The organism is Sphingomonas sp. MS122, assembly GCF_049532975.1.
Classification (GTDB): Bacteria; Pseudomonadota; Alphaproteobacteria; order Sphingomonadales; family Sphingomonadaceae; genus Sphingomonas.
This window is the reverse complement of record NZ_CP186695.1, coordinates 1,923,588-1,944,714: the sequence shown is the minus strand read 5'-3', so window position 1 is coordinate 1,944,714 and position 21,127 is coordinate 1,923,588. Positions and strand designations below refer to the sequence as shown.

At 67.8% G+C, this 21,127-nt stretch carries 15 protein-coding genes and 1 pseudogene; 8 read left to right on the top strand and 8 right to left on the bottom strand.

The genetic code is table 11. From position 1 onward, the window contains the following. Positions 1–26: 26 nt before the first annotated feature. From ACO227_RS09200 to ACO227_RS09185, 4 genes are all read right to left on the bottom strand, one after another. On the bottom strand, positions 27–1,328 hold the full coding sequence (locus ACO227_RS09200; RefSeq protein WP_423607078.1) for an MFS transporter: 1,302 nt from the start codon (positions 1,326–1,328) through the stop codon (positions 27–29). A 12-nt stretch (positions 1,329–1,340) separates the two neighbouring features. Continuing rightward, on the bottom strand, positions 1,341–2,135 hold the full coding sequence (locus tag ACO227_RS09195; RefSeq protein WP_423607076.1) for a 2-keto-4-pentenoate hydratase: 795 nt from the start codon (positions 2,133–2,135) through the stop codon (positions 1,341–1,343). Positions 2,136–2,201: 66 nt separating this feature from the next. Continuing rightward, positions 2,202–3,626, bottom strand: coding sequence for a mannitol dehydrogenase family protein (locus ACO227_RS09190; protein ID WP_423607074.1), 1,425 nt, complete (start codon positions 3,624–3,626; stop codon positions 2,202–2,204). An 11-nt stretch (positions 3,627–3,637) separates the two neighbouring features. After that, on the bottom strand, positions 3,638–5,113 hold the full coding sequence (locus ACO227_RS09185) for a UxaA family hydrolase (RefSeq protein ID WP_423607072.1): 1,476 nt from the start codon (positions 5,111–5,113) through the stop codon (positions 3,638–3,640). Between the two features lie 70 nt (positions 5,114–5,183). Here ACO227_RS09185 and ACO227_RS09180 point away from each other — a divergent pair, with 70 nt between their 5' ends. The 6 genes from ACO227_RS09180 (at position 5,184) to ACO227_RS09155 (ending at position 12,668) form a co-directional block, all read left to right on the top strand. Beyond that, entirely contained in the window at positions 5,184–6,203 is a 1,020-nt protein-coding gene (locus ACO227_RS09180) for a LacI family DNA-binding transcriptional regulator (RefSeq protein ID WP_423607070.1), read from the top strand. Between the two features lie 789 nt (positions 6,204–6,992). Next, the gene (uxaC, locus tag ACO227_RS09175; RefSeq protein WP_423607068.1) at positions 6,993–8,432 is read left to right on the top strand and encodes a glucuronate isomerase; all 1,440 of its coding nucleotides are present in this window, start codon (positions 6,993–6,995) and stop codon (positions 8,430–8,432) included. 23 nt (positions 8,433–8,455) lie between these two features. Beyond that, positions 8,456–9,298 (top strand): 5-dehydro-4-deoxy-D-glucuronate isomerase, encoded by an 843-nt coding sequence (gene kduI / locus ACO227_RS09170; protein WP_423607066.1) that lies wholly within the window; start codon positions 8,456–8,458, stop codon positions 9,296–9,298. 5 nt (positions 9,299–9,303) lie between these two features. After that, entirely contained in the window at positions 9,304–10,074 is a 771-nt protein-coding gene (kduD, locus tag ACO227_RS09165) for a 2-dehydro-3-deoxy-D-gluconate 5-dehydrogenase KduD (RefSeq protein ID WP_423607064.1), read from the top strand. 25 nt (positions 10,075–10,099) lie between these two features. Then, positions 10,100–11,110 (top strand): PfkB family carbohydrate kinase, encoded by a 1,011-nt coding sequence (locus ACO227_RS09160; protein WP_423607062.1) that lies wholly within the window; start codon positions 10,100–10,102, stop codon positions 11,108–11,110. Between the two features lie 10 nt (positions 11,111–11,120). Further along, the gene (locus tag ACO227_RS09155) at positions 11,121–12,668 is read left to right on the top strand and encodes a carboxylesterase/lipase family protein (protein ID WP_423607061.1); all 1,548 of its coding nucleotides are present in this window, start codon (positions 11,121–11,123) and stop codon (positions 12,666–12,668) included. Between the two features lie 221 nt (positions 12,669–12,889). Here ACO227_RS09155 and ACO227_RS09150 read toward each other — a convergent pair whose 3' ends face one another. The 4 genes and pseudogenes from ACO227_RS09150 to ACO227_RS09135 all read right to left on the bottom strand — a co-directional run. Further along, positions 12,890–14,278, bottom strand: coding sequence for a DUF4861 family protein (locus ACO227_RS09150; protein WP_423607059.1), 1,389 nt, complete (start codon positions 14,276–14,278; stop codon positions 12,890–12,892). An 18-nt stretch (positions 14,279–14,296) separates the two neighbouring features. Continuing rightward, positions 14,297–15,877 (bottom strand): pectate lyase, encoded by a 1,581-nt coding sequence (locus tag ACO227_RS09145; protein WP_423607057.1) that lies wholly within the window; start codon positions 15,875–15,877, stop codon positions 14,297–14,299. Further along, positions 15,874–16,269 carry a cupin domain-containing protein gene (locus ACO227_RS09140; RefSeq protein ID WP_423607321.1) on the bottom strand — a complete coding sequence of 132 codons (396 nt, stop codon included), beginning with the start codon at positions 16,267–16,269 and terminating at the stop codon, positions 15,874–15,876. Before ACO227_RS09140 ends, ACO227_RS09145 begins: the two co-directional genes overlap by 4 nt. 39 nt (positions 16,270–16,308) lie before the next feature. Further along, a pseudogene (locus ACO227_RS09135) lies at positions 16,309–16,923 on the bottom strand (ThuA domain-containing protein); the annotation flags it as partial. Between the two features lie 341 nt (positions 16,924–17,264). On the opposite strand from ACO227_RS09135, the gene ACO227_RS09130 reads away from it, so the two are divergent. Both ACO227_RS09130 and ACO227_RS09125 read left to right on the top strand, forming a co-directional pair. Then, the gene (locus tag ACO227_RS09130) at positions 17,265–20,069 is read left to right on the top strand and encodes a TonB-dependent receptor (RefSeq protein WP_423607056.1); all 2,805 of its coding nucleotides are present in this window, start codon (positions 17,265–17,267) and stop codon (positions 20,067–20,069) included. A 14-nt stretch (positions 20,070–20,083) separates the two neighbouring features. Beyond that, complete coding sequence (locus tag ACO227_RS09125; protein ID WP_423607055.1) at positions 20,084–21,103, top strand: alpha/beta hydrolase; 1,020 nt, start codon at positions 20,084–20,086, stop codon at positions 21,101–21,103. Positions 21,104–21,127: the final 24 nt, after the last annotated feature.

Here is a 21,127-nt window from a genome sequence, read left to right as displayed (position 1 = left end):
GGACTTGAGACAGAAAGTATCAAGGTTTAATCGACCTTGACCGGTTCGAGCTTGGGCGAGAGCAGGTGCACCACCAGCAGCGCGAGGAAATAGGCGCCGCCCGCCACCCAGAAGAGCGGCCAGTAGACGCCGAGGCGATCGAGGATCTCGCCGGCATAGAAGGCCATCAGGATGCCGCCGACCGCGCCCAGCGTGCCGCCGATGCCGACCACCGAGCCGACCGCGCCGCGCGGGAACAGGTCCGAGGGCAGCGCGTAGAGATTGGCCGAGAAGGCCTGGTGCCCCGCGGTGGCCAGGCCGATCACCAGCACCGCGACCCACACGTTCGAGATCGATTCGGCGAACACCACCGGCAGGATCACCAGCGCGCAGATGAACATGGTGAGCTTACGCGCGAAGTTCGCCGACCGGCCCGCCTTCATCAGCCGCGAGGAGAGCCAGCCGCCCGCGACGCTGCCGACGTCGGAGATCAGGTACACCGCGGCGAGCGGCAGGCCGAAGGTGAGCAGGTTGAGGTCGTATTGCTTGAACAGATAGCCCGGCAACCAGAACAGGAAGAACCACCAGATCGGGTCGATGAAGAACTTGCCGAGCGAATAGGCCCAGGTCTCGCGGCGCGACAGCACCGTCATGTAACCGATCGGCTTGACCGGGTCGGCGGGGTCCTGCTCGATCCAGGCGAGCTCGCCCTCGCTGACCTTGGGATGCTGGCGCGGGCTGCGGTACATCGTCCACCAGGCGATCAGCCACACGAAGCTGACCAGGCCGGTGACCACGAACGCCATGCGCCAGCCCCAAGCGACGACCATCAGCGGCACCACCAGCGGCGTGACGACCGCGCCGATATTGGCGCCCGCGTTGAACACGCCGATCGCGAAGGCGCGCTCCTTGGCCGGGAACCATTCGGTCACCGCCTTGATGCCCGCGGGGAAGTTGCCCGATTCGCCGATGCCGAGCCCGAAGCGCGCCATCGCGAACTGGGTCATCGAATAGGCGCCGCCATGCGCGATGTGCGCGAGCTGCCAGATGACGAAGGCGACGGCATAGCCGACGCGCGCGCCGACCATGTCGACGAACTTGCCGAAGCCGATATAGCCGATCGCATAGGCGATCTGGAACCAGATGATGACGCCGGCGAAGTCGCGCTCGGACCATTGCAGATCCTGCATCAGCGTGGGTTTGAGCACGCCGATCATCTGGCGGTCGACATAGTTGATCACGGTCGCCGCGAACAGCAGCGCCACGATCATCCAGCGATAGCGGCCGGCATTCGCCGCCGCCTGCGTTCGAATCCCTTCAGCCCCGACCGGTGCCTGCGTGCCGTCCATTCTCGTCTCCCATCACGCTACGGGCCTGGCCGCCTCGATCGAGCAGCTCACCTGCATCTCCGCGAACGTCGCCGTCACCGTCGCGCCCACGCTCACCTCGTGAACGCCGGTCACGGCGCCCGAGGAAATCCACTGCCCCGGCTCGAGCGCGATGCCGCGCGCCGCCAGCGCTCCGAACAGGAAACGCGCCGCCCCGAGCGGGCCGTCGAGCATGTCCCGGGCGACAGCCCTGCCAGCTTCCTGACCATCAATCAACAGCTGGACAGGCCAATTCTCGAAGCCCGAATTGCGCCAGTCCGGGATCGCCTCGCCGATCACCAGGCCGTAGTTGTTGCCGAAGTCGGAGATGGTGACGAGCGGGCCGAGCGCGTTGATCCCGGGAAAGGGCGAACTCGCGATCTCGATGCCGACATGCACCGCGTCGATCAGCTCCGCGGCCTCGTCCATCGTGTAGCTGGTCTTGCCCGGGTCGGGCGCGCGGCCGATGCGCAGGAGGAACTCCGCCTCGCCCGCGGCGAAGCCGTCGGCGAACACCGGCATTGCCGGGCTGACACCGCGGCCATCGTGGACCGAGTCCGCGAAGATCGGGCCGGCCAGGCGGTTGGTGCCGAGCGCATCGTCGAGCGGCGGGCCGATCTTGCCGACCTTCCAGCCCGCGACTTCCCCGCCGGTCAGCGCCAGCGCGCGGTCCTGGATCGCATAGGCGTCGGCCAGCGAGGACGGCGGCGTACCCGGATAGTCGGGCAGCCCGGTCGCGGCGCGGCGTGCGGCGACGAATGCCTCGGCGATCGCGTCCAGTTCGTTCATCCACCCCTCGCTTTCATCCGTTGCGCGAGGGGTAGTGGAAACCGGTGTCAGTGACAAGAGCCGCAATCAGCGCGCCAGCAACGCCTCGATCCGCCGCTCGGCCAGCGTCTCGACAGCGCCGGTCACCGCGCGCCGGAACGCCGCATTGCCGGCGATCTCGGGCCGGAAGATCGAATCGAAGGCGAACAGCCGCTCGGCGAGCTCGGCGGGCGCGGCGCCCGCGGCCGCCTCGGCCAGCGGCGCGGCGAGCGGGTCGGTGATCGCAGCCCTTTCGGCGGCGCGCCGCGCGATGAAGTGCATCCACGCCGCCACCGGCACCGCGAGCCGATCGACCGGCCGCCCGGCGCGGATCGCCGCCGCGACGGTATCGAGCAGGCGATAGGGCAGCTTCTGCGAACCGTCCCACGCAATCTGCGACAGCAGATGCCGGATCGCCGGGTTGCGGAAGCGGTTGAGCACCGCCTGGGTGTAAGCCGCGTGATCGAGTCCTGCCACCGGATCCAGCGCCGGGACGATGTCCTGCAGCGCCAGCCGCTCGGCAAAGGCGGCGAGCGCCGGCTCGCCCATTGCGTCGGCCACCGTCTCAAGCCCCATGGCGAGGCCGAGATAGGCGAGGCTCGAGTGCAGGCCGTTGAGGATGCGCAGCTTGGCGCGCTCATAGCCGCCGACATCGCTGGTCAGCGTCGCGCCCGCCGCGGCGAGGTCGGGCCCGTCGGCGAACTGGTACGGACCGATCACCCATTGCGTGAACGCCTCGCGCTGCACCGTGGCGCGATCCTCGACGCCGAGTTCGGCCGCGACCTTGGCATAGAGCGCGTCGTCGCTCGCCGGGGTGATCGAATCGACCATCGTGTCGGGGAAGGCGGCCGTGTCGGCGATCCACTTGGCGAGATCCACGTCGCGCGTCTCAGCCAACGCGATCGTCGCCGCGCGCAGCTTGCCGCCATTGCCCGAGAGATTGTCGCAGCACAGCACCATGAACGGGTCGCCGCCCGCCGCGCGCCGCGCCGCCAGCCCCTGCACCAGCCAGCCGACGAAGCTGCGCGGCTCACCGCCCTGAAGGTCCGCGACGATGTCCGGATGGCTCATGTCGAGCGTGCCGTCGCCGGCGAGGCAATAGCCCTTCTCGGTCACGGTCGAGGTGACGATGCGCACCTGCGGGTTGGCGAGCAGCGCCGCGACCTTCGCCCCCCCGCCCGGTCCGATCCATGTCCGATGCGCGCCGATCACGCGCATCGACGGCTCGCGATCGAGGATCGCCAGCGTGTAGAGCCCGTCCTGCGCGGCCAGCGCCTCGACCGTGCCCGGCGAGCGCAGCGAGACCGCGGCGATCCCCCAGCGCGGGTCGCTCGCCAGCACGCTGTCGAAATAGGCCGCCTGGTGCCCGCGATGGAACGCGCCGGGGCCGAAATGCACCACGCCGGTCGCGACCTGCGCCGGATCATAGGCAGGACGGGAAACCGCTGCGGGAAGCGCCCCGAGCGTTTGCAAGGACAACCGGGTCAAAGCGTCACACCTCGTTTCCAGATCGCGATCTCGCGCTCGCCATTGCGTTCGGCGGCGACTTCCTCGCCCGAGGCGATCGCGGCGATGCGCGCGAGCAGCGCGTCGGCGGCGTCGTCCATGCCGCCGGTCAGCACCCGCCCCGCGTCGAAGTCGATCCAGCCCGGCTTGCGCGCGGCAAGGTCGGAGTTGGACGCGATCTTGAGCGTCGGCGCGGGAAAGCCCAGCGGCGTGCCGCGGCCGGTGGTGAACAGGATCACGTTCGCCCCCGCCGCCGACAGCGCGGTCGACGACACGGCGTCGTTCCCGGGCGCCTCGAGCAGGGTCAGCCCGGTGCGCTTCACCCGCTCGCCATAGTCGATCACGTCGGTGACGATCGCCCGCCCGCCCTTCTGCACCGCGCCGAGGCTCTTCTCCTCCAGCGTGGTGATGCCGCCGGCGATGTTGCCGGGCGAGGGGTTCTCGGAGACCGGCTCGCCATGGTCGATGAAGTAGCGCTTGAAGCGGTTGACCAGCGCGCCGATCGCATCGAACGTCTCGGCATCGGCGGCGCGCGCCATCAGCAACTGCTCGGCGCCGAAGATCTCGGGGATCTCGGTCAGGATCGCCGAGCCGCCGGCATCGGTGACGCGATCGGCCATGCGCCCGACCAGCGGATTGGCGGTGAGCCCCGACAGCCCGTCCGACCCGCCGCACTTCACGCCGAGCACGATGCGGTCGAGCCCCATCTCCTCGCGCTTGGCCAGCGCCGCCTGTTCGGCGAGCTCGAGCACCGCGGCGACGCCCTCGGCGATCTCGTCCGACGCGGCCTGCGCGCCGACGGTGCGGATGCGGCCGCGCGTCTCCGGCGGCAAGGTCTCGAGCAGCGCCGAGAGCTGGTTCGACTCGCAGCCGAGCCCGACCAGCAGCACGCCCGCGGCATTGGGATGCCGCGCCAGCGCGGACAGGATGTTGCGCGTGCCGTCAAGGTCGCCGCCGAGCTGCGAGCAGCCGAACGGATGGGCGAAGGCATGCACGCCGTCGACCCCGGCGGGCAGCAGCGCCTCGGCCCTGGCCGCGATCTTCTGCGCGGTGCGGCCGACGCAGCCGACGGTCGGCAGCACCCAGATCTCGTTGCGCGTCCCCGCGCGGCCATCGGCGCGCGCATAGCCGCGCCAGCGGATCGCCGAGGCCGCCCCCTGCCCCTTCGCCGCCGCCGCGCCGCCGGCATAGCTCGCCTCGCCCGCCAGCGCGGTCGCGACATTGTGGACATGGACATGCTCGCCGACCGCGATCGCCGTGGTCGCGCGCCCGATCGGGAAGCCGTACTTCAGCACCGGATCGCCCGGCGCATGCGCCACCAGCGCGAACTTGTGCGCGCGCGGCACCGCATCGCGCAGCGTCACGCCGAGCGCCGTCTCGCCGGACTCGAGGTCGCGCAGCGCGGTCGCCACGCTGTCGCCGGGGTGGATTTGGAGAGCAGCAGGAATCGTCATACGAATTCGTCAGCGCCTAGAGCAACAGCCCGCAATTGGCTAGGCCTCGTCTGCGCGCTATGCATCGGTGATGAAAAAAGGCGCGCAGGCGACAATCAACGATGTAGCGCGACTGGCGGGGGTATCCAAGAAGACCGTCAGCCGCGTGATCAACCGCTCCCCCTTGCTCAACGAGGAAACGCGCGAGCGGGTCGAGAAGGTCATCGCAGAGATCGGCTATGTCCCCAACCCCCAGGCGCGCGCCCTGGCCTTGCGGCGCAACTTCCTGATCGGGCTGATCCACGACAATCCCAACCCGCACATGGTGCTCAACGTCCAGCAGGGGCTGCTGGAAGTGCTGCGCGACACCGAGTTCGAGCTGATCGTCCACCCGGTCGACCGCGGATCGACGACGATGCTCGACGATATCCGCCGCTTCCTCGAGCGCCAGCGCCCCTATGGCGTAATGCTGCTCCCGCCGATCAGCGAGAATGATTCGCTCGCCGCGCTCTGCCAGGAGATCGGCGCGCGTTACGTGCGCATGGGCTCGGCCTCGTTCGACGACGCCGAGCATATGGTCGCGTCGAACGACCGCGAGGTGGTGCGCGGCGCGGTCGCGCACCTGATCGAGAACGGGCACAAGCGCATCGGCCTGGTGCTCGGGCCGCACGGCTTCCGCTCGGCGCACGAGCGCAGCCAGGGTTACGAGGCGGCGCTCGACGACGCCGACATCCCGGTGCAGCGCACGCTGATCGCGCAGGGCGACTATACGTTCGAGTCGGGGATGCGCGCCGCCGAGCGCCTGCTCGACCTGTCGCCGCGCCCGACCGCGGTGTTCTGCTCGAACGACGCGATGGCGGCGGGGGTGCTGCATACCGCGCGCCAGCGCGGGCTCGACGTGCCGCGCGACCTGTCGATCGTCGGCTTCGACGACACCTCGATCGCTTCGTATCTGTGGCCGCCGCTGACCACGGTGCGCTGGCCGATCGCGACGATGGCCCGCGCCGCGGCGTTGAAGCTGATCGGCGACGGGGAGGACGAGGAGAGCGCGGAATCGCTGTTCGTCTCGACGCTGATCCGCAGGGCCTCGGTGGCGCCGCCGGGGGAGTGAGGGGGTGCCGAAACCTTGCGCTAGATTGCGTCCACTATAGATTCAATTTCGGGCGCTCCTCTCGATATATTTTCCGTCACCCTGAACTTGTTTCAGGGTCCATCTTTTCACAGGCGACTGAGCCGCTGGTAGCATGATGGATGCTGAAACAAGTTCAGCATGACGGATTGGAGGGATGACTGTTAGCTACCCGTAGCGGAAGATAATCCAGCAATGGCGTGAAAGAACCTCGTTCGGAGGATTGCTCGAAAATGCGGCGGTCTTAAAGCACTTGGCCTGCGCCACTTAGCTGCGGTCCGCAAAAAGCGAGACGACGCAAATTGGGCCCACGTCCAAAGCGTGCTTTCGTCCATTGGCACACTCATGATGAGCTGGGGACTAATAGAGCGCCAAAGCAACACTCTAATCTGCCAATATCACCACATTGCGCCCGAGAAACTACGCCTTAGAGGATTGCCTAGCTCACTCGGCGAGAAGATCGACCATCTCGTCGTGATTGCGAGCGTTGAGCGGATACCGGATCGCCTGCGCTCGGCTATTGGTGCACGACGCACACTAGCCCTGCTCGCCGCCATACTACGGGTGGTCAAAGCGCTACGGGAACGATAACTCCAACGATCCACCGCGATCGTGAACATAGAGTGAGGCCCCTTAATATCGAGACTCCAATTGAAATCCGACCTGACACCGGTTACCACGTCGCCCAGTCACTGGGCGGGCCAGCACTCGCCTTGCCAAGCCGTGCGTTGTTGGTAAGGCCAAAATAATATGACTTTTGAGGAGTCCGTGATGCGTCCCTTGGCACTCGATCCCGACCGGCTGTTCCCCGCCGACCCGACCACCCGCGGCATCGCGCGCGCGCTCTATAAAGAGATCGCCGATCTGCCGATCGTGAGCCCGCACGGCCATACCGATCCGGCGTGGTTCGCGACCGACGAGGCGTGGGAGAATGCGACCGAGCTGTTCCTCGCGCCCGATCACTATGTCTTCCGCATGCTCTACAGCCAGGGCGTCGATCTCGATGCGCTGCGCGTGCCGCGGCTCGACGGCGTGCCGGCGACCGACCCGCGCGCGGCGTGGCGGCTGTTCGCGAGCAACTATCACCTGTTCCGCGGTACCCCCTCGCGCATGTGGCTCGACCATGTCTTTGCCGAGGTGTTCGGGATCGACCGGCTGCTCGATGCCGGCACCGCCGACCATTATTACGACACGATCAACGCTGCACTGGCGACGCCGGGCTATCGCCCGCGCGCGCTGTTCGAGCGCTTCCGCATCGATTTCCTCGCGACGACCGAGGGCGCCGACGACCCGCTGGCGCATCACGCCGCGATTCGGCGGTCGGGCTGGCAGGGCCGCGTCGTCACCACCTATCGCCCGGACTCGGTGATCGACGTCGAGCACGAGGCGTTCGCGGGCGCGCTCGAAGCCTTCGCCAGCCTGACCGGCGAGGACGTGCACAGCTGGCAGGGCTATCTCGCCGCGCACCGCAAGCGCCGTGCCCACTTCCGCGCCGCGGGCGCAACCGCGACCGACCATGGCTTCGCCACCGCGCAGACCGCCAATCTCTCTCCGCAAGAGAGTGAGGCGCTGTTCGGGCGCATCATCTCCGGCAAGTGGGACGCGGCCGATGCCGAGCTGTTCCGCGCGCAGATGCTCACCGAGATGGCGAAGATGAGCGTCGAGGACGGGATGACGATGCAGATCCATCCCGGCGCCTGCCGCAACCACAATGCCAGGCTGTTCGCGAGCCACGGCCGCGACAAGGGCGCGGACATCCCGACCCGCACCGACTATGTCCAGGCCTTGAAGCCGATGCTCGACGTGGTCGGCAACGAGCCCGGCCTGACGGTGATCCTCTTCACCCTCGACGAGAGCACTTACGCGCGCGAACTGGCGCCGCTCGCCGGCCATTATCCGTGCCTGCGCCTCGGCCCGAGCTGGTGGTTCCATGACTCGCCGGAGGGCATGCGCCGCTTCCGCGAGATGACCACCGAGACCGCGGGCTTCTACAACACCGTCGGCTTCAACGACGACACCCGCGCCTTCTTCTCGATCCCCGCGCGCCACGACGTCGCGCGCCGCGTCGACTGCGCCTTCCTCGCGCGGCTTGTCGCCGAAGGGCGGATGCAGGATTGGGAAGCCGCCGAACTCGCCTATGAGCTGACCAACGGCCTTGTCCGCAAGGCCTACAAGCTCGACGAAACCCTCCCGGTCGCCGAAGCGGCCTGAACCTACAACCGGAGCCACACCCGATGTTCGACCGCACCTACTACGCCACGCATCCCGACATGATGGAGTGCGTCTCCAACGAGGAGCTGCGCGACCGCTATCTGATCCAGGGCCTGTTCCGCGAGGGCGAGGTCGTGCTCAACTACACCCATGCCGACCGCTTCGTGATCGGCGGCGTCGCGGTGGGCGCGACTCCGGTCAAGCTCCCCGCGCAGGAAGAGCCGGCCTCGGCCAAGGGCCACCCCTTCCTCGAGCGCCGCGAGATGGCGGTGGTGAATGTCGGCAGCGTCGAGGGCACGATCACCGTCGACGGCGAGAGCTTCACGCTCGGCAACAAGGACTGCCTCTACGTCACGATGGGCGCGACCGATGTCGAGTTCGCCGGCCAGGGCGCGCGCTTCTACATCGCATCGTGCCCGGCGCATAAAGGCTTCACCACGCGCAAGCTCGGCATCGCCGACGCCAATGCGCTGGAGCGCGGCAGCCTCGCCGAATCGAACGAGCGCACGATCTTCCAGCTCGTCATCCCCGGCGTGTGCGACAGCGCCCAGCTGGTGATGGGCCTGACCGTGCTCAAGCCCGGCTCGGTGTGGAACACCATGCCCCCGCACATCCATGAGCGCCGCAGCGAGATCTATTTCTACTTCGAGCTCGACAATCTCGACACCGACCGCGTGATGCACTTCATGGGCGAGGGCGAGGCGACCCGCCACATCGTGATGCAGAACGAGGAAGCGGTGATCTCGCCGCCCTGGTCGATCCACATGGGCGCGGGCACCAAGGCCTATGCCTTCATCTGGGCCATGGCCGGCGAGAACCAGGACTATACCGACATGAACGTCCTCGACATCTGCCAGCTGGCGTAACGCCAATGACCAACCCCTTCGATCTCAGCGGCAAGGTCGCCATCGTCACCGGCGCCAACACCGGCATCGGCCAGGGCATCGCCCTCGCCCTTGCCGCGGCGGGCGCGGACATCGCCGCGGTCGGCCGCTCGGCGGCGACCGAAACAGTCGGACAAGTCCGCGCGCTCGGCCGCAAGGCGGAGATCGTCAGCGCCGACCTGTCGACGATCGAGCCTGTGCAGCGGGTTGTGGACGAGACTGTGGAAAAGCTCGGCGGGCTGCACATCCTGGTCAACAATGCCGGCATCATCCGCCGTGCGGACTCGGTCGACTTCACCGAGGAGGACTGGGACGCGGTGATGGACACCAATTTGAAGTCGGTGTTCTTCCTCTGCCAGGCGGCGGCACGCCACATGATCAAGCAGTTTGAGAATGGCGGCGGCGGCGGCAAGATCATCAACATCGCCTCGATGCTGACCTTCCAGGGCGGCATCCGCGTGCCGAGCTACACCGCGTCCAAGTCGGGCGTCGGCGGCCTCACCAAGCTGCTCGCCAACGAATGGGCGTCGAAGGGCATCACGGTCAACGCGATCGCGCCGGGCTACATCGCCACCAACAACACCGACGCGCTGCAGAAGGACGAAACGCGCAACCGCCAGATCCTCGAGCGAATCCCGGCGGGCCGCTGGGGCGACCCCGCGGACCTCGGCGGCGCGGCGGTGTTCCTCGCCTCGTCCGCGTCGGACTATGTGCAAGGCCATGTCCTCGCGGTAGACGGCGGCTGGCTGGCGCGCTGAGCGCCGGCGCTAGCGAGGAGACATCATGGCCGGCCGTATCGTCTGTTTCGGGGAATTGCTGCTCCGCCTGACCGCTCCGGGGCGCGAGCTGATGCTGCAGACGCCGCGGCTCGACGTGGTGGTGGGCGGCGCCGAGGCCAATGTCGGCATCGGCCTCGCCAATCTCGGCCATAGCGTGTCGATGGTCAGCGCGGTGCCCGACAATGCGCTGGGCCGCGCCGCGGTGCAGTTCGTGCGCTCGCAGGGCGCCGACACCAGCGGCGTGCAATATCGCGACGGCCGCATGGGCCTCTACTTCCTCACGCAAGGCGCCGGGCTGCGCGCCTCGGACATCGTCTATGACCGCGCGGATTCGGCCTTCGCCAAGGCCCCGGCCGACGCGTTCGACTGGAAGGCGCTGCTCGACGGCGCCGCGATGCTGCACCTCTCGGGCATCACCCCGGCGCTGGGGCCTGCGACCGCGCAGGCCGCACTCCAGGCCGCCCGCGCCGCCAAGGCGATGGGCGTCGCGATCAGCTTCGACGGCAACTATCGCGCCCGCCTGTGGGAAGCCTGGGACAGCGATCCCCGCGCCGTCCTCACCGAGCTGGTGAGCCTCGCCGACACGATGTTCGGCAACCATCGCGACGTCTCGCTGCTGCTCGGCAAAAAATTCTCGGGCGACGGCCCCGACCGCCGCCGCGAGGCCGCCGAAGCCGCCTTCGCCGCCTTCCCGAACCTGAAGCGCATCGCCTCGACCGCGCGCCATGTCGACGATGCCGACCGCCACCGGATCGCCGCGCGCGTCGACACGCCCGAGCGCGGTTACCAGACCGAGGAAGTCGTGGTCGCGGGGATCATCGACCGCATCGGCGGCGGCGACGCCTATGCCGCGGGCATCCTGCACGGGGTGCTCTCGGGCCAGGACCTCGAGGCGACCGTCGCCTCGGGCCTCGCGCTCACCTGCCTCAAGCATTCGCTGCCGGGCGACGCCAGCCTGTTCCGTCAGGCCGATATCGACGCCTTCCTCGAAGGCGGCCTGGACGTCCGGCGGTGAGAGCCGTTCGATGATTGGCCGGCGGACGCTGCTGGGGGCGAGCGCGGCACTGGCCGCCCTCCCCTCCACCGCGTTTGCCCAGTCCGACCCGGTCGCCACCGGTAAGTCCGGGCGCTGGCGCGGCAAGCGCGACGGCGCGGTTCAGGCGTTCCTCGGAATCCGCTACGGCAACGACACCAGCCGCGCGCGCTTCCGCCCGGCGACGGCGCCGGATGCATCGCGCGACACCCTGGCTGCGACGGATTTCGCCGCGAGCTGCCCGCAGACCGGCCGCGCGGTCAGCCAGCGCGAGGACTGTCTGTTCCTCAACGTCTGGACGCCTGGGGTCAATGCGAACGCGCGCCGCCCGGTGATGGTCTATTTCCACGGCGGCGCTTATTCGAACGGCAGCGTGATCGAGCCGCAGGTGTTCGGCCAGACGCTGGCGGAAAAGGGCGATGTGGTCGTCGTCACCGTCAACCACCGGCTCAACGCGCTCGGCTATCTCTACCTCGCCCGGCTCGACCCACGCTTCCCCGACAGCGGCAACATCGGCCAGCTCGACCTGATCCTCGCGCTGCAATGGATCCGCGACAACATCGCGGGCTTCGGCGGCGATCCGTCGCGGGTGATGCTGTTCGGCCAGTCGGGCGGCGGCGCCAAGATCGCGACGCTGATGGGGATGCCGGCGGCCAAGGGCCTGTTCCATCGTGCCGCGACCATGTCCGGCCAGCAGGTCACCGCCAGCGGCCCGCTCAACGCCACCCGCCGCGCCCAGGCGTTGCTCGACCGGCTCAAGGCGAAGCCGGGCGACCTGCTCGACATGCCCGTCGAGAAGCTGATCGAGGGCCTGCGCGCCGAGGACCCGATCCTCGGCGGCGGGGTCTATATGGGCCCGGTGCTCGACATGAAGTGGCTGGTGCGCCACCCCTTCTGGCCCGACGCCAACCCGCTGGGCAACCGCATCCCGCTGATCCTCGGCAACACCCGCGACGAGACCCGCGCCTTCGACGATCCCAATTCGGAGGTCGTGCGCACGCTCGACTGGACCAACCTCGCCGAGCGCATCGCCCCGCGCCTGCGCATCGACGCGCATCCCGAATGGGTCGTCGCCGAGTATCGTCGGCAATATCCGAGCTGGTCGGTGACCGAGGTCTTCTACGCCGCCACCACCGCCGGCCGCAGCTGGCGCGGCCAGGTGATCGAGGCCGAGGAGCGCGCGAAGGCCGGCGTCCCCGCCTGGGTCTATCAGCTCGACTTCACCTCCCCGGTCGCGCCCGAGCGCGGCGCGGCGCACACCCACGACATCCCGCTGGTGTTCGGCACGATCGGCGCCGAGGGCACCGTCTCCGGCACCGGCCCGGGAGCGCAGGCCGCCTCCGCCACGATGATGCGCGCCTTCGTCAACCTCGCGGCCAAGGGCGACCCCAACGGCGCGGGCGTGCCCGCCTGGCCCAAGCACACTTTGCCCCAGCGCCAGACGATGCTGTTCGACGCGAAGAGCCGCGTGGCGAACGACCCGCGCAAATGGCAGCGCGAGTTGTTCGCGCGGGTGCCCTATATCCAGCCGGGGACTTGAGCCTTCGCTTGATGCCAACGCGCTGACCAGCCTTCCATTCCTCCCCCGGAGGGAGGGGAGGATAAGGATGGCAATGTTGGATTTCGCCTGCTCTATCCTGTCGGATGCAGGCCCGATGCTCCGCCGCTGCTCTCGTTCCCGGATCGCGACCGCCCGTCGCGCGCACGCGTGTGAGTGTGACTTTTGCGACCTTCCGAACCCGCAATAGCGCGTGCCCGGCCCTAGTCCCGCACCTGCACCTCGAACCCCGCCAGCCGCGCCGGCGAATTATATTCCTTCGCCACGCCCACCACATAGTCGCGGAACTCGGCGGCGGTCTTGAGTACCTCGCCCTCGCTCCACCCGGCGGCGATCATATATTCGTACTTGCCATCGGCGCGCTCGGGGAAGCGGAACAGCTCGTTGCCCTGCTGCTGCGCCACCGCGACATGCTTCGCGCCATAGCTGTCCTTCACCACCAGCCCGATCCCGGCATAGCTCACGGTCAGCGCGTTCTGAGTCGAATCCGTGTCATCGGGATTGCGGATCGCCTCGGGCGCGGTGGTCACCACCACGCCGCCCTGGCGCAGCCCGAGCGTCTCGCCCGCCTTCCTGCGGATGCCGGCGGCGAACTGCACGCCCTTGGCGCCCGGCTCCCATTGGTGGAACTGCACCTTGGCGGTCGCGTAATTGTGGTTGGCATAGGCCGTGTACACCTGCTCGAGCGCATAGCGGCCTTTGCCGGTGTTCCAGTTCATCGTCTTCACGCGCACCATCGCGCGCAGCGGGCCGTTGACGATCACCTCGAATGCGTAGCGCGTGTCCTTGAGCTGGTTGGTGTTCCACCGCTCGGCCGCATCGGCGTTGGGCGAGAAGCGCGGGCGCGAGACGCGATCGCTGCCCGGCGTCTCGAACAGCCCGATCCCGCCGCCGCCGAAGCTGTCGTCGACCGACATGATGTCCGAGCCATAGGCCGGATCGATGTACGACACCGCATAGCCGTCCCAGTTGTTGGACAGGATCTGCGGCGCGATCAGGATGTTCTTGCGCTTGCCGTACACGTCGGCGCTGTCGGCGAACCACAATTTCCACCCGACATTGCCCGATTCCCAGAAGGGCACCGTGTGGCGCGAATAGCTGCCGATCGTGGCGGCCGCGCCATGCGGGTTCCAGCCGCGCTGGTGGAAGCCGAGATAGAGATAATAAGTCCGCGTCTCGCGCGGCTTCAGATCAGCCTGGAAGAACAGCTCGTCCCACACGCCGTCCTTGTCGAGATCGTCCATCTGCAGGTCGAGCTGGCGCCCGTTCGTCTCCTGGCGGATGCCGTGCGGTCCCATCATCGCGAGCTGTTCCTTGGTCGGCGCCGGGCGCGGAACGCCTCGCGGATCGACCAGCGTCACGGTCAGCTCGTGCATCCCGGCGAGCTCGGGGATCTGCGCCGGGGTGATGACCACCGGGGTTGCCTTGCGCGGCTGGTCGAGATCGTTGGCGATCCTGATCGCGATGCGGCGGACGGGCTTGAAGTCCTCGCGGACGTACCAGGGATCGCCATCGGAACCCGGGGTGGCGGCCGCGGCGGGAACCGCGCCGGCCAAAACCAGCAGCGAAACGTAACCCAACCGCCGGCTCATGCCACCTCCTGCCTTAGCTCATCTCTGAAGCGCCTTAATAAGTGTGATCATATGATCAATATAGGTGCCCGTCGAGATGCCGATCGGGCCGTCCTTGACGTCGAAGGGCGAGGTGTCGGTGCCGTCGCCGACATGAGTCGAGCGGAAGTCGCCGGGCGCCACCGTCTTCGATCCCGGCCCGCCATAGGGATGGCTCATCGCGCGCAGCTGGGTCGGCCACCAGCCTTCGGCGTTGAGCGATCCGACCAGCGACCTGGCGTCCTTGCCGCCCTTGGTGGCGTTCATGTCCGAGCCCGCCTCGACCTCGGCCATCCAGTATTTCTTGAGCGGCTGGCGGCCCTTGAGCAGCGGAGAATCCTTCGACGCGGTCTTGCCCGGCGTCGCCTTGAGCTTCTCGTACTCGCGGCGCAGCTTGGCCACGTCGATCCCACGGCGGGCGTTGTAGTGGCCGATCGTGTGGGTGGGGTCGTAGTCGGTGTAATATTCGCCGTTCACGACATTCGACCCGCGGCGATGGACCCAAAGCGGCTTGTTGGTGCCGATCTCGACGAAGGTCGGGAATTGCCGCGCGCCCTCCTGCAGCGCCTTGGGCAGCCGCACGCTCTCGAGCCAGTCGAGCGCCGCCGGGATCGGCGCGAGATATTTCGCCTCGCCGGTCAGGCGATAGAAGCTCATCAGCTGCTCGATGTTGGACGCCGTGGTGTGCGTGACCAGCGCCTTGGGCTCATAGGTGCGCGCGCCGGCGGGCTTCAAGTCCATCATATGCTGCAGCCCCCAGCCGGCCTGCGGCGCGGGCTGCTGGGTCGCGAGATAGATGTCCATGCCGCGCCGGATCGCGGGCAAGATGCGCTTGTCGCCGATCGCCTGGTGATAGGTCAGCAGCACGTCGATATTGTCGTGGATCACCCCGTCGTTGAAGGTGATCAGGCCGGTATAGTCGGGCTTGCCGTGCAGCCCGCCATCGGCGACGCGCGGCCAGCGCTGCGGCCAGCCGCCATTGGGCAGCTGGCTCGCGAAGATGAAGTCGATCGCCTTGTCGAGCCCGGGCTTGAAGCGCTTCTCGCGCTTCTCGACAAAGATGCGGATGAGGAAGCGGATCGCCTCGCCGGTGCCGCCGTCGTCGAAGGTGGCGTTGCCCCAATCGTGCTGGAATTCCTCCATGCGCCAGGCGTTGCGGCCGATCGTCTCGTACCAGCGCTTGGTCGATTCCGGCCCCCCGAAGTCGATGAAGTAATTCCACCCGCCCTTGGGGAGCTGCCCCGCGATCAGCGCTTCGGCCGCCTTGGCCGCGGCCTGATAGTAATATTCGTCCCCCGTCGCGTGATAGGCATCGAGGTAGAGGTGCCCCATCGTCGCCGTGCCCGGCGGCTGCACCCACACCATCGTCTTGTACGCCTCGAGCTCGCCCCAGATGCGCGAGCGGTCGGGCAGGTACGACCACACATAGCCACCGCGATAGGCGAGTTTCTCGACCATGAAGCGAGTCGCCCGCTTCATCGTCGCGGTCACCTCGGCCTTCGACACGCCTTGCGCCAGCGCCGGCCCCGGCGTCAGCGCGAGCGCGGCGGAGGCGGCAAGCAAGGTGCGGCGTGCGATCATTTCTGGGGGACCTTCTCGAGCGGATAGCTGATGATGAGGACGAGCGGCGCGGTGCCGGTCTGGCGGATGCCGACTTGCGCGCCGGTGTAGAGATAGGCGGTCATGCCCGGCTTGAGCCTGGCCGTGACCCCGTCGGACACGACCTCGCCCTCGCCCGAGACGACGGCATAGACTTCGTCATGCGCGATCGGATGCACCCCGATCGCGGCGCCGGGATGAAGCGCGCGCTTGCGATACTCCATCATCCGCCCGGGCACCCCGTCGGTGATGCGCCAGGCGGTGCTCATCCCGATCTTGCCGTGCGGCGGCGGCTCGTCGACTTGCCTGGCGGCCTCGTCGACCACCACCATCGGCCGCGCGCCGCGCCCGATCGTCCAGTCGAGCCCGCCCATCACATGGCCGACCACGCGCGGATCCGACCACGCCTCCGCCGTGTGGCCGAGCGCGGTGTAGAACACTCGCCCGCCCTCGAATTCATGCGCCCAGGCGAGCGGTCGCGGGTTCGCGCCCTTCTCGCCGATCGAGCCCGGGTCGAGCAGCAGCAGCGGCCGCAGCCGCGGATCGAGATCGTCGAACCAATACCATTCGTCGACCAGCTCGAACGTCGCCGGCAGGCCGCGGATCGAGGGATGGTCGAGCTCGGCGCGGGTGACCGTCCCCTTGGGCGTGCCTGAGGGATGCCGGGCGAAGCGGGCGCCGATCATCCGCCCGTACCAGTCCCAGTTGTAGTGGGAATCCGCGGCGCCGTGGATGCCGACGACGCCCCCGCCGCCGCGTACGAACGCCTGCAGCGCCTCACGCCGCGCGCCGACCAGCCATTCGCCCGACGAATCTTCCTGAGGCCGGGTCGTGGTGCTCACCAGCACGATCGCCGCGAAGCCCTTGAGCTTGGCGGCGTCGTCGAACAGCGCCGGGTCCTCGCTCGCCGTCACGGCATAGCCTTTTGCCTGCGCCGCCTTGGTGAGCGCGGCGCGGGCCGGCTCGATCGACGCGTGGCGGTATCCGGTGGTGTGGCTGAAGATCAGCACGGCAGGTGGCGGCGGCATGGCGGCTCCGAGCAGAATGGCGCCCAGCACCAATAGCATCATGCGCATTCCAGCCTCCCATTCCCGCGCCGCCGCGGCGGATTTGGCATCCTCGAATCCCTCGGCGCGCCTTCTTGACACGGGCGGCTTAAGCGAACAATGTGCCAATGACACCGGTTTCTCAAGAACAAAATGACTGGTGCGAGACCGCCACAACGCGGCGAAAACGGGAGGATCGCGCTGATTTCGCCGCGAATCGCGGTACCGGCACCCCTCCCGAACGTCATTTCGCCCGCCGCCGGAGAGCGGGAGGCGAAGATAGCTACCGGTGTCATCTGACGCCGATTGAGAGGGGAAGTTCAATGCGTGTCCTTCATCGCCGTCCGGGAGCCCGGCTGCTCGCCGCCGCCTCGGCCCTAGTCATCGCAACCGCCGTCCAGGCGCAGGAGGCCCAGCCCGCCGAGGAGCCCGAGGAGATCGTCGTCTCCGGCTTCCGCGCCTCGCTCGACGCCGCGCTCAGCGTGAAGCGCGAGTCGGTCGCCGCGGTCGACGCGATCGTCGCCGAGGACATTGCCAAATTCCCCGACCAGAACCTCGCCGAATCGCTCCAGCGCATCCCCGGCATCGCGATCCAGCGCGACGGCGGCGAAGGCCGCGCGATCACCGTGCGCGGCCTCGGCTCGCAGTTCACCCGCGTCCGCGTCAACGGGCTCGAGACGATCACCACCAGCCATGACGGCGCCGCCTCGAACCGCGATCGCGCCTTCGACTTCAACGTGTTCGCTTCGGAACTCTTCAGCTCGATCGTGGTCCACAAGACCGCATCCGCTGACCTCGACGAGGGCTCGCTCGGCGCCGTGGTCGATCTGAACACCGGCAATCCCTTGAAGGGCAAGGAGGGCTTCGCTTTCGCCGCCTCCGCGCAGGGCAGCTACAACGACCTGTCCGATACCTGGGGCCCGCGCGTCGCCGGCCTGATCGGCTGGAAGTCGCCCGACGGCACGCTCGGCGCGTCGGTCTCCGCTGCCTATCAGAAGACCCGCACCAAGGAGATCGGCAACAACACCGTGCGCTGGGCGCAGGCGCGCTTCGATTCGGTTGACGGCACCAATTGCTGGACCACCGCCAACAGCGGCGGCACCTACGTCCCCAGCGCCGCCTGCGATCGCGCCGCCCTGTCCTTCCACCCGCGCATCCCGCGCTATGGCGAAGTCACGCATTATCGCGAACGCCTGGGCCTTACCGGCAGTCTGCAATGGGCCCCCTCGGAGGCCACTCGCATCTCGATCGACGGCCTCTATTCCAAGTTCAAGGCCGACCGTCGCGAGAAATGGGGCGAGGTGCTGCTGCGCTCCAACGAGCGCTCGATCAATGTCGTCAATCCGATCTATGACGACAACAACAACATGATCGCGGCGACGCTCAACGACGCCTGGGTGCGAACCGAGCATTTCTTCAAGAAGACCGAGACCGAATTCTACCAGATCGGCGCGAGCTGGGACCAGGACGTCACCGACAATTTCCGCTTCACGCTGCTCGGCGGCTTCTCGAAGTCGGATGCGCAGGTGCCGGTCGAGACGACGATCGTGTTCGACGACCGCGATGCGCAAGGTTACAGCTACGACTATCGCAACATGAACTTCCCGACGCTGACCTTCGGGACCAGCGTGACCACGCCCGGGAACTTCCAGCTGGCCGAGATCCGCGACCGTCCGTCGAGCGTGGTCAACAAGTTCAAGACCGCGCAGCTGCGCACCGAATGGGACGTTACCGAGGGCTTCACCGTCAAGGCAGGCGCGGTCTGGCGGCGTTATGACTTCGACGTCACCGCCTTCACGCGCGACACCGCCGTGTGCGGCAATGGCGGCGTCGATCGCGTGCTGGGTACGATCACCTGCTCGCCCAGCTCCGCCTTCGGCCCGACCGCCATCTATGGTTTCCCGGTTACGTCTGCCCTGTCGGAACTGTTCACGCTACGCGGCGCCGACGCGCCCAGCGGTACGACGACCCAGTGGCTGATCCCGAACCTGGCCGCGGCGACCGACTACACCCGGCTCTATAGCCGTACCGCGACGCCGGATCTCGGCAACAATCGCGGCGTGCGGGAGGAGACGACGGGCGGCTACCTCCAGTTCGACGCCAAGGGCGAGTTGCTCGGCCTGGAATATGCGCTCAATGCGGGCATCCGCTATGTCCGTACCGACCAGACCTCCTATGCAATCACCAACGTCGCGCCGGTCGAGCGCGACTATGAGGACTGGCTGCCGGCGCTCAACGTCGCCTTCTACCCACACAAGGACGTGATCGTCCGCGGTGCGATCGCCAAGGTGATGACACGGCCCTCGCTGGGCAACCTCACGCCGGGTGGTTCGGCGGACGGCTTCAACTATCGCATCACGCGCGGCAATCCCGACCTGCTGCCGTTCCGCGCCACCAATTTCGACGTTGCGGTGGAATGGTATTTCGCGCCGCAGTCGATCTTCTCGGTGGCGCTGTTCAAGAAGAATGTGGAGAGCTTCCCCGTCGCGATCTCGCAATCGGGGACGTTCACCGAGACCGGCCTGTCGCCGTCGCTGCTCAACCCGTCCTCGCCCGCGGCGCTCAATCCGGCACAGCAGTCGCAGCCGATCTGGACGATCTCGACCACCGGCAACGGCACCGGGGCATCACTCAAGGGCGCGGAGATCGCGCTGCAGGCCCCGTTCAAGTTCCTGCCCGGTTTCCTGTCGAACTTCGGCGGCATCGTGAACGCGACCTTCGTCGATTCCTCGGCGGTCTATACCCAGCAGGGTCCGGCGACTGCTCCCGGCGGCGCGCTGCCCAACGTGACGCGCGAGGACACGCTCTACGGTCTGTCCAAGAAGCAGTTCAACGCGACGCTTTATTATGAGGACAGCAAGTTCAGCGCACGCGCGTCGGTAAGCTATCGCGACGGCTTCAACGACGCGGGTTCGGCCACGGGCAACATCTTCGAGGGCTATGCACCGATCACCAATGTCGACGCGTCGATCCGCTACAAGCTGACCGACTATCTCGAACTGTCGGTGGAAGGCACCAACCTGACCGATGCCTATCGCGAGCGTTGGGTGGATGTGGACGTGCGCCGCAATTACGAGAACAACCATTTCGGCCGCACCATCCTGGTCGGCGCGCGCGTGAAGATGTGACCGAGAGGGGGAGCATGGCGGACCGGAACGAGACGTTTTTTCGGCCCGGCCGCCGTGCTTTTCTGACTGCTGCGGGCGGCGGGGCGGTGTTCGCCTCCGCCGCTTTCGGCCAGATCGCCCCGCCGGCCACGGGAATGCCGGGGCCGGCCGGGCAATCCGATCCGACCGAGACGATCGAGCTGTGGCCGAACGGCGCGCCGGGCATGCCCGCCAGGCCGCCGGTCGAGCTGGTCAACGAACGCAGCAAGGACCCGACCTTCCACGACCGCTCGGTGCAGGGCATCGTCCGCCCGCGCCTCACCGTGTTCCGCCCGGAAAAGCCCAATGGCGCGGCGGTAATGATCATGCCGGGCGGCGGCTATCGCTGGGTCGTCGTCGACAAGGAAGGCAATGAGCTCGGCCGCTGGCTGTCGGCGCGCGGCTATACCGTGTTCGTGCTGTTCTACCGCCTGCCCGGCGACGGCTGGGCGGCCGGCCCGAACGTCGCCCTGTCCGACGCGCAGCGCGCGATGCGGCTGATCCGGCACCGCGCCCGCGACCATGGCGTCGATCCCGAGCGCATCGCCGCGATGGGCTTCTCCGCGGGGGGACATCTCTGCGCCGACCTGCTCACCCGCTTCGCGACGCGCACTTACGATCCGGTCGACGCCGCCGACGCCCTTCCGGCGCGTCCCGCGGCAGCCGCGCCGATCTATCCCGTGATCAGCATGACCGCGCCCGTCGCGCATGCCGGCTCGCGCGAATTGCTGATCGGCAAGGATGCGGGCCCCGCGCTCGAGCGCGCGCACTCGCCGCACCTCAACGTCCCCGCCGACGCGCCCCCGGTGTTCCTGGTCCATGCCGAGGACGACGCCTCGGTCCCGGTCGAGAATGCCCTGCTGCTCCGCGCCGCGCTGCGCGCCAGGGGCATCGCGGTCGACACGCACCTCTTCGCCCAAGGCGGCCATGGCTTCGGCCTGCGCAATACCGCCGGCAAGCCGGTCGCCATCTGGCCCGAGCTGTTCGCCGGCTGGGCCGGGAAGGTCCTCGCCTAAACGATCACTCACCTTCAGGATCAC

Coding starts and splice junctions, on each gene's coding strand:
- ACO227_RS09200 (WP_423607078.1), bottom strand. CDS start 1,328: ATGGACGGCACGCAGGCACCGGTCGGGGCTGAAGGGATTCGAACGCAG.
- ACO227_RS09195 (WP_423607076.1), bottom strand. CDS start 2,135: ATGAACGAACTGGACGCGATCGCCGAGGCATTCGTCGCCGCACGCCGC.
- ACO227_RS09185 (WP_423607072.1), bottom strand. CDS start 5,113: ATGACGATTCCTGCTGCTCTCCAAATCCACCCCGGCGACAGCGTGGCG.
- ACO227_RS09180 (WP_423607070.1), top strand. CDS start 5,184: ATGAAAAAAGGCGCGCAGGCGACAATCAACGATGTAGCGCGACTGGCG.
- uxaC (WP_423607068.1), top strand. CDS start 6,993: ATGCGTCCCTTGGCACTCGATCCCGACCGGCTGTTCCCCGCCGACCCG.
- kduI (WP_423607066.1), top strand. CDS start 8,456: ATGTTCGACCGCACCTACTACGCCACGCATCCCGACATGATGGAGTGC.
- kduD (WP_423607064.1), top strand. CDS start 9,304: ATGACCAACCCCTTCGATCTCAGCGGCAAGGTCGCCATCGTCACCGGC.
- ACO227_RS09160 (WP_423607062.1), top strand. CDS start 10,100: ATGGCCGGCCGTATCGTCTGTTTCGGGGAATTGCTGCTCCGCCTGACC.
- ACO227_RS09155 (WP_423607061.1), top strand. CDS start 11,121: ATGATTGGCCGGCGGACGCTGCTGGGGGCGAGCGCGGCACTGGCCGCC.
- ACO227_RS09150 (WP_423607059.1), bottom strand. CDS start 14,278: ATGAGCCGGCGGTTGGGTTACGTTTCGCTGCTGGTTTTGGCCGGCGCG.
- ACO227_RS09145 (WP_423607057.1), bottom strand. CDS start 15,877: ATGATCGCACGCCGCACCTTGCTTGCCGCCTCCGCCGCGCTCGCGCTG.
- ACO227_RS09140 (WP_423607321.1), bottom strand. CDS start 16,269: ATGGGCGGGCTCGACTGGACGATCGGGCGCGGCGCGCGGCCGATGGTG.
- ACO227_RS09130 (WP_423607056.1), top strand. CDS start 17,265: ATGCGTGTCCTTCATCGCCGTCCGGGAGCCCGGCTGCTCGCCGCCGCC.
- ACO227_RS09125 (WP_423607055.1), top strand. CDS start 20,084: ATGGCGGACCGGAACGAGACGTTTTTTCGGCCCGGCCGCCGTGCTTTT.